Origin of the sequence: Dactylosporangium aurantiacum, assembly GCF_000716715.1 — a bacterium.
GTDB classification, from domain to species: domain Bacteria; phylum Actinomycetota; class Actinomycetes; order Mycobacteriales; family Micromonosporaceae; genus Dactylosporangium; species Dactylosporangium aurantiacum.
Window position 1 is genome coordinate 211,018 of sequence record NZ_JNYJ01000022.1, and the last position, 11,764, is coordinate 222,781.

8 protein-coding genes and 1 pseudogene are annotated in these 11,764 nt (G+C 74.7%); 6 read left to right on the forward strand and 3 right to left on the reverse strand.

Annotated elements, in window-relative coordinates:
* The first annotated feature begins 33 nt into the window (after window positions 1-33).
* Both OP18_RS25200 and OP18_RS25205 read left to right on the forward strand, forming a co-directional pair.
* A complete protein-coding gene (locus tag OP18_RS25200) occupies window positions 34-600 on the forward strand; it encodes a hypothetical protein (RefSeq protein ID WP_033361452.1) in 567 nt (188 codons plus the stop codon).
* Window positions 601-754: 154 nt separating this feature from the next.
* A complete protein-coding gene (locus tag OP18_RS25205; RefSeq protein ID WP_033361453.1) occupies window positions 755-1,162 on the forward strand; it encodes a YjdF family protein in 408 nt (135 codons plus the stop codon).
* Between the two features lie 166 nt (window positions 1,163-1,328).
* Here the strand turns inward: OP18_RS25205 and OP18_RS55485 are convergent.
* Window positions 1,329-3,386, reverse strand: a pseudogene (locus OP18_RS55485) (PAS domain S-box protein); the annotation flags it as partial.
* A 160-nt stretch (window positions 3,387-3,546) separates the two neighbouring features.
* Between OP18_RS55485 and OP18_RS25230 the strand changes: the two are divergent.
* Together OP18_RS25230 and OP18_RS25235 are read left to right on the forward strand one after the other, a co-directional pair.
* Window positions 3,547-4,329: an SAM-dependent methyltransferase gene (locus OP18_RS25230; RefSeq protein ID WP_033361458.1), complete on the forward strand. Its 783-nt coding sequence runs from the start codon at window positions 3,547-3,549 to the stop codon at window positions 4,327-4,329.
* On the forward strand, window positions 4,326-5,264 hold the full coding sequence (locus OP18_RS25235) for an RNA polymerase subunit sigma-70 (protein WP_033361459.1): 939 nt from the start codon (window positions 4,326-4,328) through the stop codon (window positions 5,262-5,264). Before OP18_RS25230 ends, OP18_RS25235 begins: the two co-directional genes overlap by 4 nt.
* 24 nt (window positions 5,265-5,288) lie before the next feature.
* On the opposite strand, the gene OP18_RS25240 is transcribed toward OP18_RS25235, so the two are convergent.
* Window positions 5,289-5,912 (reverse strand): TetR/AcrR family transcriptional regulator, encoded by a 624-nt coding sequence (locus OP18_RS25240; RefSeq protein WP_052387272.1) that lies wholly within the window; start codon window positions 5,910-5,912, stop codon window positions 5,289-5,291.
* A 62-nt stretch (window positions 5,913-5,974) separates the two neighbouring features.
* Between OP18_RS25240 and OP18_RS25245 the strand changes: the two genes are divergently transcribed.
* Complete coding sequence (locus OP18_RS25245) at window positions 5,975-6,922, forward strand: hypothetical protein (RefSeq protein ID WP_211273660.1); 948 nt, start codon at window positions 5,975-5,977, stop codon at window positions 6,920-6,922.
* A 61-nt stretch (window positions 6,923-6,983) separates the two neighbouring features.
* On the opposite strand, the gene OP18_RS25250 is transcribed toward OP18_RS25245, so the two are convergent.
* On the reverse strand, window positions 6,984-8,681 hold the full coding sequence (locus tag OP18_RS25250; RefSeq protein WP_156089751.1) for a S1C family serine protease: 1,698 nt from the start codon (window positions 8,679-8,681) through the stop codon (window positions 6,984-6,986).
* Window positions 8,682-9,118: 437 nt separating this feature from the next.
* On the opposite strand from OP18_RS25250, the gene OP18_RS25255 reads away from it, so the two are divergent.
* Entirely contained in the window at window positions 9,119-11,695 is a 2,577-nt protein-coding gene (locus tag OP18_RS25255; RefSeq protein WP_033361460.1) for an ATP-dependent Clp protease ATP-binding subunit, read from the forward strand.
* Window positions 11,696-11,764 lie beyond the last annotated feature (69 nt).

Genomic DNA, 11,764 nt, shown 5'->3' on the forward strand with positions numbered 1-11,764 from the left:
GCGCCGGTACGCTGCGGCGGCGGGAGGTGGGTGGTGTCGGAGTCGGTGTACGTGACGGCGGCGGTCGCGGTGGCGCGGTCGCGCCTGCGGGCGTACCTGAACGCGCCGGTGGCACCGGCGGCGGGCTGGACGCCCGAGCGGTGGGCCGGCCTGCCCGGCGCGGACCCCGACGAGCTGCCCGCCGCGATCGCCGAGGCCGACCGGTGGCTCGCCGGCGACGCCGCGACCGTGCTGCGCGACCTGGCCCGCGACGACGAGTTGACGCTGCGGTACGACGAGGCCACCGGCTCCCTCGCCGCCGACGTCGCCGCCCGGGCGGACTTCCGGCTGCCGGCGCTGGTCTGGGCGGTCACGGTGTTCCGCGGGCTCGCCGCGTTCATGGCCGGCGACGACCACGGCCTGGTGACCGTGAACGCCGACTGGAGCGACGACGACATCCTGCTGCGCCTCGCCCCGGGCCACGCGCGGCTGCTGGACCGCGGCCGGGACGCCAGGGCGGTCGCCGAGGCCCGCGGCCGGGCGATCGACGTGGAGGCCGCCGCGCGCGACGCCGGCGACGACCCGGCCGACGACGTCATCGATCGGCTGCTGGACGGCTGACCCGCGGCCGGTAGGCTCGAGGGGCGCGAAAACACTGCCCCGTTGGTAGTCGGGGCGCCGCCGCTCGCCGGCGGTCCGTCTCCTGCCGCGCCCGTCGTTCGCCGGGCCCGGTCGTCCAGTGCAGGACGATGCTGCCCGCATTCAGGAGACGACGATGGCCACACTGACCGTGTTCTTCGACGACCCGTTCTGGGTCGCCGTGCTCGAGCTGCACGACGACGGCCGGGTCCGCGCGACCCGGCACGTGTTCGGCGCCGAGCCCACCGACGCCGAGCTGCACCAGTTCCTGCTGCGCCACGGCACCGCGCTGCTCGCCCGGGCCGAGCGGGCCGCGCCCGTGGACGGTGCCGAACCGGCCGCACCGGCGCGCAACCCGAAGCGGCTGGCCCGTGAGGCGCAGCGGGCCCGGCCCGGCACCGCCGCGCAGGAGGCGCTGCGCAAGGAGCTGGAGCTGCGCAAGCAGGCGTCGGCCGCGCGCAGCCGGCAGGACCGGGAGGCGCACGCCGAGCACCGCCGGGCGGCCCGCCGCGCCAGGTCCAGGGCGCGCCACAAAGGGCACTGAGCGCGCCACGAAGGGCACTGAGCGCGCCACGAAGGGCACTGAGCGCGCCACGAAGGGCACTGAGCGCGCCACGAAGGGCACTGAGCGACGGCGTCAGCTGCTCCGCCACCGCCGCGAGCAGGTCGGCGCCGGTGAACGGCTTCTCCACCAGATGGACGCCCGGGTCGAGGATGCCGTTGCTGGTCAGGACCGGCTGCGCGTAGCCGGACATGAACAGGACCCGGGTCTCCGGGCGGGCCTGCCGGAGCCGCTCGGCCAGCACCCGGCCGAGCATCCCGGGCATGACGACGTCGCTGAGCAGCAGGTCGATCGGGCCGTCGTGGGCGGCCGCGACCTCCAGCGCGTCGGCGCCGTCGGAGGCGGCGAGCACGGTGTACCCGCCGCGGCCGAGGATGCGGGTCGTCACCTCGCGCAGCGCCTCCTCGTCCTCGGCGACGAGGACCGTCTGGCCGCGGCCGGCGGAGCGTTCCGGGCACCGGTCGTCGTCCGCGGCCTGCGGCTCGGCGTCCGAGGCCGGCAGCAGGATCGTGATCGTCGTGCCGAGGCCCGGCTCGGAGTACAGCTTCACCGTGCCGCCCGCCTGCACGACGATGCCGTAGACGGTGGCCAGGCCCAGGCCGGTGCCGGCGCCGCTGGGCTTGGTCGTGAAGAACGGCTCGAACGCCTTGTCCTGCACGTCGCGGGGCATGCCGGTGCCGGTGTCGGAGACGCGCAGCCGCACGTACCGGCCGGGCTTGAACCCCTCCCGGGCCAGGGGGTGCTCCTCGTCGACGGAGATGGTGCCGGTGTCGACGGTGAGCCGGCCACCCTCGGGCATCGCGTCGCGGGCGTTGACGGCGAGGTTGACGAGCACCTGCTCGAGCTGGCCCGGGTCGGCGACCACGGACGGCAGGCGCTCGGCGAGGGCCGTGTTGAGCTCGATGTGCTCGCCGATGGACCGGGTCAGCATCTGCTCGACCTCGGTGATGACCCGGTTCACGTCCAGCGGCACCGGCCGGATCACCTCCCGCCGGGCGAAGGCCAGCAGCTGGTGGGTGAGCTCGCTGCCGCGCTGCCCGGCCCGCAGGATCTGCCGGGCGTCCTCCTCGAACGGGGTGCCGGCGCCGTCCTCGACGATGAACTCGGCGTAGTTGAGGATGACGGCGAGCAGGTTGTTGAAGTCGTGCGCGACGCCGCCGGCGAGCTGGCCGAGGCTCTCCAGCCGCTGGGTGCGCTGCAGGCGGACCTCATCCATCTGCCGCTGCGCCTCGGCGCGCAGCCGCTCCTGCTCCGCACGGGCCGCGATGCGCTCGGTGACGTCGCGGATGCCCGCCAGCTCGATGACACCCTCGTCGGTGCGCAGGACGCTGCGGGTGATGTCGACCGGGACGAGGGTGCCGTCGCGGTGCCGGGCCGCCGGGCCGGGCCAGCCCTCGGCCTGCGCGCCGTCCGGCAGCAGCCGCCCCACCGGGATGTCCAGCAGGTCGTAGCGCGGGTGGCCGAACAGCCGCTCCGCCTGGGTGTTCACCAGCGCGACCCGGCCGTTCTCGGCGACGCCGACGAGCGCGTCGGGCGCGGCGTCGATGACGGCCTGCATCTGCGCCTCGGCGCGCTCGCGCTCGCTGATGTCGCGGGTGGTGGTGGTGACCCCGATCGTGCTGCCGTCGGGCGCGGTCAGGGGCGACACGAGCATCGACACGGTGAAGACGGTGCCGTCGGCGCGCAGCCGGATCGTCCGGTACGGGTCGACCCGGCCGCCGGCCGCGACGATCGCCCGGATCTCCGCCTCGTCGCAGCGGCGCGCCGGCGGGATGATGATGTCCTTCGACCGGCCGAGCATCTCCCCGGCCGTGTAGCCGTAGAGCCGTTCGGCGCCCGGGTTCCAGGACAGCACGAGCCCGTCGAGGTCGGTGGAGACGATCGCGTCGTGCGAGGACTGCACGATCGAGGCGAGCAGCGACCGGGCCCGGTCCACGCCGGTCTTGGCGCTGAGGTCGTGCAGCACGGCGACGATGTGCCCGTCGACCACCGACAGCGTGATCTCGACGGAGAACAGGGTCCCGTCGCGGCGGACCGCCCGCAGCGGCTGCCCCTGCCGCCGGTCGGGGTGGGTGGCGCCCAGGTACGCGCGGACCCGCTGCGCCATCGACGGCGTCGACGGCGGCACGAGCACGTTGACGGAGGCGCCGACGAGGTCCTCGTTGTCGAACATCGCCCGGGCGGCGGCGTTGGCGAACACGATCATGCCGTCGCCGTCGCTGATCACGATCGCGTCCGGCGCCACCTCGAGCAGCCCGCTCGCGAGCGTCTCCGTCCACCGCACCTGACCGCCCCCGCACGTCTGCGCCTTCACTCAGAGTAGGGTTACAAAAACGGACAGTTGCCAAGTTCCGGAAAGCGGTGTGATGAGCGTCGACCCGAACCGCCCCAGTGCCGCCCGGATCTACGACTACTTCCTCGGCGGCACGCACAACTTCGCCATCGACCGGGAGGTCGCCGAGCGGGCGTACGCGCTGGTGCCGGACCTGCCGCAGGTGGCCCGCGACAACCGGGCGTTCCTGCGCCGCGTGGTGCGGCTGGCCGCCTCCCGCGGGGTGCGCCAGTTCATCGACATCGGCTCCGGCATCCCGACGGAGGGCAACGTCCATGACGCGGCCCGCGCCGCCGACCCCGACGCCCGCGTCGTGTACGTCGACGTCGACCCGACCGCGGTCATCCACTCCCGGGAGATCCTCGGCGACGACCCGCGCACCGCCGTGCTGCAGGCCGACCTGCACCAGGCCGACCGGGTCCTGAGCGACGCCTCGGTGCGCGCGCTGGTCGACTTCGACCAGCCGGTCTGCCTATTGTTGGTCGCGATGCTGCACTTCATCCCGGAGTCACCGGACCTGCACGAGGCCCTGCGCCGGTACCGTGACGCCGCCGCACAGGGCAGCCTGCTGGCGATCACGCACGGCACCGCCGGGTCCCGCGCCGAGCAGCTGGAGGACCTCGCGAACCTGTACGTGCGCACCGGCACGCCGCTGGTGCTGCGCGACCGGGCGGCGATCCTCGCCCTGTTCGACGGCTGGGAGCTGCTCGACCCGGGGCTGGTCCAGCTGCCGCTGTGGCGCCCCGACCCGGGGGACCCGCCGGTCGAGGACCCCGACGCCTACGCCGCCCTGGCCGCGGTCGGTGTCCTGACGTGATCTCCGGGCCGGACCTCGACGCGCACCGGGTGGAGCTCACCGGGTACTGCTACCGCATGCTGGGCGCCGCCGCCGACGCCGAGGACGCGGTGCAGGAGACGATGCTGCGGGCGTGGCGCGCCGCCGGCCGGTACGACGAACGCCGGGCGAGCCTGCGCACCTGGCTGTTCTCGATCGCCACGAACGTGTGCCTGGACGCGCTGCGCGCCGCCGGCCGCCGCGCCCTCGCGGTCGACCTGGCGCCCGCCGCCACCGCCGGTGCCGGCTTCGGTGCGCCGCTGCCGGAGTCGGCGTTCGTCGGCCCCGTCCCCGACGCGCTGGTCCTGCCCGCCGGCGGCGACCCGGCGGAGCTGGCCGTGCAGCGCGAGACGATCCGGCTGGCGTTCGTCGCGGCGCTGCAGGTGCTGCCGCCGAGGCAGCGTGCGGTGCTGATCCTGCGCGAGGTCCTGGCCTGGTCGGCGGCGGAGGTTGCGACACTGCTGGACACGACGGTCGCGTCGGTGAACAGCGCGCTGCAGCGCGCCCGCGCCACCCTGCCGGCCGGCGCCCTGGTCCCGCGGCCGCGCGGCGCCGGGGAGCTCGACCAGGCGCTGCTGGACCGGTACGTCCAGGCATTCACCAGCCACGACGTCGAGACGCTCGTGTCGCTGCTGCACGAGGACGCGACGATGTCGATGCCGCCGTTCTCGTGGTGGCTGTCCGGCCGGGACGCGATCGCCGCGACCATGCGCGCCTCCGACGCCTGCCGCGGCGACGTGCTGCTGCAGGTGCGGGCCAACGGCGGGCCGGCGTTCGGGCAGTACCGCGACGGCCGGCCCTTCGCGCTGCTGCTGCTCACCGGCGGGCCCCTGGTCACGTCGTCGGTGGCGTTCCTGGGCCGGGCCGACCTGTTCCCGCTGTTCGACCTGCCGGCGAGCCTCGTCCCCACGGCCTGACGGCGCTCCACGGCCTGACCGGTGTCAGGTGGGCGGGCGGCCGGTTTCCGGCGCTTCGGCCGGGTCGGCGTCGAGGGCCCGGGACAGGGCGGCGAACGCGGCCTCGGCCTCGGCCCGCACCTCCGCGCGCACGGCGGCGGGGTCGGCGCCGGCCCGCATCCGGTCGCGGATCAGCGCGTGCAGCGCCCGGTCGACCCCGACGAGCATCGCCGCCTGCCACCGCCCGCCGTCGAGCGCCGCCGCCAGCGCCTCCTCGGCGCGCTGAGCCAGCAGCCGGGCCCGGGCCTGCAGGGCCGGCGACTCCTCGATGACCTTCCAGAACGCGCCGACGTCCGGGGACAGCCCGAGGGTCGGCTCGCCGCGGTCGAGCTCCTCGAGGAACAGCCGCCGCGCCGCGGCCACCGGCGACTCCCCCGGCGCGCGGCCGCGGACCGCCCCGGCGAGGCGCTGCACGACCTCGTCCTGCCGGTCGAAGAACAGGTCCTCCTTCGTCGGGAAGTAGTTGAAGGCGGTGTTCACCGAGACCCGGGCCGCGTCGGCCACCTCCGCGACCGTGACCCGGTCGAACCCCCTGGCCAGGAACAGGCCGAGCGCCGCGTCCGCGATCGCGGTCCTGGTCGCCGCCTTCTTCTCCGCCCGTAGCGCCACACGACCGATCATAGCGTCACCACAAATTTGGTGTGACACCAATTTTGTCGTACGGTGGCCGCATGTTGCACTTCGGGATCTATCCGGGCGGCCTCGGCGCCGACATGAACGGTGTGCCCACCCCCGGGCCGCCGGAGGACGCGGCCCGCATCGACGAGCGGCTCGACGAGCTGCGGCCGCACCTCGTGCGCGGCTACGTGCAGTACAGCGACGACCTCGGCGGCCACCAGGAGGCACCACCGGACCCGGCCCGGCACGCCACCGGCGGCCGGCGGCTCGACCTCGTCGCCTGCTTCCGAGAGCCCGGCGAGGACCTGACCGGCTGGCTGGCGTTCCTGCGCGGGCTGGTCCGCACCCGCGGCGACGTGCTGGCAACGCTGCAGGTCGGCGAGGAGGCCAACCACGACGGCCCGGGCGGCGACGGCGGGTTCCCGCACGTGCGGCGCGCGATCGTGGAGGGCGTCCTGGCCGCCCGCGACGAGGTGGACCGCCTCGGCCTGGACGTGCTCGTCGGCTGCAACGCCACCCCGGTGTTCGACCCGGCGCAGGAGTTCTGGACCGGCCTCGGCCGGCTCGGCGGCGCCGAGTTCACCGGCGCGCTCGGCTACGTCGGCCTCGACTGCTTCCCCGACGTCTTCCGCCCGCTGCCGGCGGCCGCCTTCGCCGGCGCGGTCACGGCGGTGCTGCGCGATTTCCGCGAGACGAGCCTGGCCGCGGCGGGCATCCCCGCGACGACCCCGATCCACGTCACCGAGCACGGCTGGGCGACGGGCCCCGGCCGGTCGTACGAGCGCCAGGCCGACGTGCTGGAGACCGTGGTGCGCACCGTCGACGCGCTCTCCGGGCCGCTGCACATCACCACGTACGAGCACTTCTCGCTGCGCGACGCGGACTCCGCCAACCCGGACGTCATGTTCCAGTTCGGCCTGGTGCGCTCGGACTACACACCGAAGCCGGCGTTCCAGCGGTACGGCTCACTCATCGGCTCCCTCGGGGCCGGGCGGGCCTGAGCAACGCGACGGCCCGCGCTGTGGCGAGCGCGGGCCGTCGCGGCGAAAGGGAAACCTGCTGTCAGGGGGACTCACCCAGCGTCACGGTGACCTGCTGCTCGGCCCCGTTGCGCTTGATGGTCATCGTGAGCTGATCGCCGACCTTCGCGGCCTGGATCGCGTTGATGAGGTCGGTCGCGCCGTTGATCGGCGTGTTGCCGATCTTCGTCACCAGGTCGCCGGTCTTGATGCCCGCCTTGTCGGCCGGCCCGGATGCCACGACCCCGCCGATCAGGGCGCCGTTGTCGCCGTCGCCCAGCTGCACGCCGAGGTACGGGTGGCTGACCTTCCCGCCCTTCGCCAGCTGGTCGGCGGCGGACCGGGCCCGGTTCGCGGAGATGGCGAACCCGACGCCGATGTTGCCGTTGCTGTCCTGCCCGGCGGTGAGGATCGCGGTGTTGATGCCGACGACCTCGCCGGCCAGGTTCACCAGCGCGCCGCCGGAGTTGCCCGGGTTGATCGCCGCGTCGGTCTGGATCGCGTCGGCGATCGACTTCGCGCCCTGCTCCCCCGAGCTGATCGTGCGGTGCAGCGCGCTGACGATGCCGGCCGTCACCGACCCCTGCAGGCCCAGCGGGCTGCCGACGGCCAGGACGGTGTCACCCACGCGCAGCGCGTCGCTGTCGCCGAACTTCGCCGCGGTCAGCCCCGACACGTTCTGCGCCTTGATGACCGCGATGTCCCCGGCCGGGTCCGTGCCGACGACCGTGGCGCTGGCCGTCTTGCCGCTGCTGAACGTCACGGTCAGCTTCGTCGCGCCGGCGACCACGTGGTTGTTGGTGATGATGGTGCCGTCGGCGGTCATGATGACGCCGGAGCCCTCGCCCTCGCCGGTCGCGATGTCCACGACGCTCGGCAGGACCTTCTCGGCGACCGCACCGACCGACGACCGCTCCAGGTTCGGCGCGGCGTTGCGGGTGATGACCGTCGTCGGCCCGCCCCCGGGCTCGGCGAAGTTCGTCGCGACCAGGCCACCCCCGAACGCGGACACGACCGCGATGACGACCCCCGCCACGATCAGCCCGGCGATCCTGCCGCCCCGCACCGGCTGCGGCTGCGGCCCGTAGCCGGGCTGCGGGTAGCCGGGCTGCCCGGGCTGGCCGAAGTAACCGCCGTTGTAGTGGTGCTGTCCGCTGTACGGGTGGCCGTTGGCGCCGTGCTGTGCGGTGTACCCGGGCTGCCCGCTCACCGGCGGCTGGCCGGGCGCGGTGACGGCCGGGAACGCCGCCGTGGTCGACCCGAGCCCGGGCGCCCCGGTCGTCGGGCCGGTCGTCGGGCCGTGCGCGCCGTTCGCCGGGCCGTGCGCCCCCGTCGTGGGGCCGTTCGTGGGGCCGTTCGTGGGGCCGTGCAGGTTCGCGGTCGTCGGGCCGGTGCCGGGCATGCCGACGGTCGGGGCGGCGCCGGGCGCGGGCGTCGCCGGGAAGCTCCCGGTCCGCTGCGCGGCGGGCCAGGCCGGTACACCCGGCGCGGGCGGGAACGGCCCGGCCGGCACCCGTGCGGTCGAGCTCTCACCCGGCCGCGGCTCCCCCGCCGGCCGCGCCCAGATCGGCGCCGGCCCACCGGCCTCGCCCTGCGCCCCGGCGGGCGCCGACACCGGAAGCTCAGAGGTCCCCGGCGCGCCCTGCGCCCCCGGCGAACCCTCGCCACCCGGCGGCTGGCCAGGCGTCGCAGGTCGTGCGGCGGTGGGCGGTGCGCTCCACTGGCGGTCCTCGTCACTCATGATGTCCACCTTGCACAGCGCACCTCCGCCGAAACTGGACTTATCCTGGGAACTCCCCGTGAGCCACAGACCACACCCCGGTCCGTAGCCCGTCACACAGTGTGCCCGACCCTACGCTGTGCCAGTGCTGATCGACTGGCCCCAGGTCCGCGCCGCTGGAGCCGGCCCTGACCCCGGCGGTGGCAGTGGTACGTGCACTGGCTCGTGACGGCGGAGGCGGCGGCCGGGTGAGCCCGGGTGCGTGCGCATCGACGGGTGCCGCGGGAAGTTGCCGTTTCGTCGCGGAGTGGTGGGGAACTGCCGCCTGAGCGTGCACGTCCTTGTCGGGGCACCGCGTCCCTCGACGGGCGTCAGCCGCCGGGGTGAGCCGGGCGGCCACTGCGAAGCGCGCCCCACCGGTCGGTAGCGGCCGAGGGCCGCTGCGAGGAGGAGCCAGCGTGACGTACGGATACTGGCCGGGTGAGCCGGAGCCGGAGAGCCCGTTCGACGACCTGATCGCCCGGTTCTTCGGCGGGCCGGCCCAGCGGTCGGCGGGCCGGATCGACCTCAGCCGCCTGATGAGCCAGGAGGCGCGCGACCTGGTGGTGGAGGCCGCTCGGTACGCGGCCGGCGCCGGGGAGGAGGACCTGGACACGGTGCACCTGCTCTGGGCGATCCTGCAGCGCGAGCCGTTGCGCCAGGTGCTCGCCAGGGCCGGGGCCGACCCGGGTGCGCTGGTGCAGGCGCTGCAGGCGAGGCCGCCGCGCGGGCCGTCCCGGCAGCTGACCGGCACCCAGACCCTGACGCCGGCGACGAAACGGGTGCTGCTGCAGGCGCACCAGCTGTCCCGGGCGGGCGGCGCGTCGTACATCGGGCCGGAGCACATCCTGGTGGCGCTCGCGCTGAACCCGCAGACGACGGGCGGTGAGCTGCTGGCCGGGCAGCGGGTGACGCCGGAAGGGCTGCGCGACGCCGTCAACCAGCCGGCGGCGGGCACGGGCACCGGCATGAGTGGCGGGAGCCGGGGCGGCGGGCAGCGGGGCAGCACGCCCACGCTGGACCGGTACGGCAGTGACCTCACCGCGTCCGCGCGGGAAGGGCGGGTCGACCCCGTCATCGGCCGGGCGACCGAGATCGACCAGTGCGTCGAGGTGCTCGCCCGGCGTACCAAGAACAACCCGGTGCTGATCGGTGAGGCCGGTGTCGGCAAGACCGCGATCGCGGAGGGGCTCGCCCAGCGCATCGTGGACGGCGACGTGCCGCGCACGCTGGCCGGCAAGCGCCTGGTGCAGCTGGACCTGACGGGGCTGGTGGCCGGCACCCGGTACCGGGGCGACTTCGAGGAGCGGGTGAAGGCGGTCATCGACGAGGTGCGCGAGCACTCCGACGAGCTGGTCCTGTTCATCGACGAGATCCACACGGTGGTCGGCACCGGCGGCGGGGAGGGCGGGGGCGCCGATGCGGCGAACATGCTCAAGCCCGCGCTCGCCCGCGGCGAGCTGCACATCATGGGCGCGACCACGCTGGACGAGTACCGCCGCTACATCGAGAAGGACGCCGCGCTGGAGCGGCGCTTCCAACCCATCCTGGTCCCCGAGCCGTCGGTGCCGGACACCGTGGAGATCCTGCGCGGGCTGCGGGACCGGTACGAGGCGCATCACGGCGTACGGTTCACCGACGAGAGCCTGGTGGCGGCGGCGGAGCTGGCCGACCGGTACCTCACCGACCGGTTCCTGCCGGACAAGGCGATCGACCTCATCGACCAGGCCGGCGCTCGGGTGCAGCTGCGCATGCACGCCCCGGCCACCGACACCCGCGACCTCGAGCAGCGGCTGGAGCAGCTGGTCCGGGACAAGGACCAGGCGGTCGCGCAGGAGCAGTACGAGCGTGCGACCGCGCTGCGCGACCAGATCACCGAGGTGCGCGGCGAGATCGAGCGGGCGGTGACCGGACCCGCCCCGGTGGCCCAGGTGACGCCGGGGGACATCGCCGAGGTGGTGTCCCGCGCCACCGGCATCCCGGCCGCCCAGCTGACCGAGGAGGAGCGGATCCGGCTCAGCAACCTGGAGGGGCGGCTGCACGAGCGGCTGATCGGGCAGCAGCACGCGGTGCAGGCGGTGGCGCAGGCCGTGCGCCGGTCCCGGGCCGGGCTGGGCGACCCCGGCCGGCCGATCGGCAGCTTCCTGTTCCTCGGCCCGACCGGCGTGGGCAAGACGGAACTGGCCCGGGCGCTCGCCGAGGCCCTGTTCGGCGACGACAGCCGCATGGTCCGGCTGGACATGAGCGAGTTCCAGGAGCGGCACACCGTCAGCCGGCTGGTCGGCGCGCCGCCCGGGTACGTCGGCTATGACGAGGCGGGGCAGCTGACCGAGGCGGTGCGGCGGCGCCCGTACAGCGTCGTGCTGCTCGACGAGATCGAGAAGGCCCACCCGGACGTGTTCAACCTGCTGCTGCAGGTGCTGGACGACGGGCGGCTCACCGACAGCCAGGGCCGCACCGTCAGCTTCCGCAACACCGTGGTGATCATGACCAGCAACCTGGGTTCGGAGCTGATCACCGCCGGTGGGCAGGCGCTGGGCTTCACCGCGGACGCCTCCGCCGACGCCTCCGCCGAGGCGGACGACCGTGAGGTCCGCGAGCGCATCCTGCGCCGGCTCCGGCAGGACCTGCGCCCCGAGTTCGTCAACCGCATCGACGAGATCGTCATCTTCTCCCAGCTCACCACCGACCAGCTCGCCGAGATCACCGGGCTGCTGCTGGAGCAGACCCGGCGCCGCCTGCACGCGCAGGACGTGACGGTCGAGTTCACCGACGCCGCGGTGCGCTGGATCGCCGAGCACGGGTTCGAGCCTGAGTTCGGCGCCCGGCCGATGCGGCGCACGATCCAGCGGGAGGTCGACAACCGGCTGTCGGAGATGCTGCTGGACGGGCGGCTCGAACGCGGGCAGCGGGTGCGGGTCGACGTCGCGGGCGACGCGCTGGACTTCGACGTGACCGAGGCGGGGGCGGACAAGGCGGCGGCCGGCATCCGGTGACACGCGGGCGCGCCCCGCACCGCGGCCGGAAAGCGGGACGCCCCGCCGGGGGTGGCCGGCGGGGCGTCC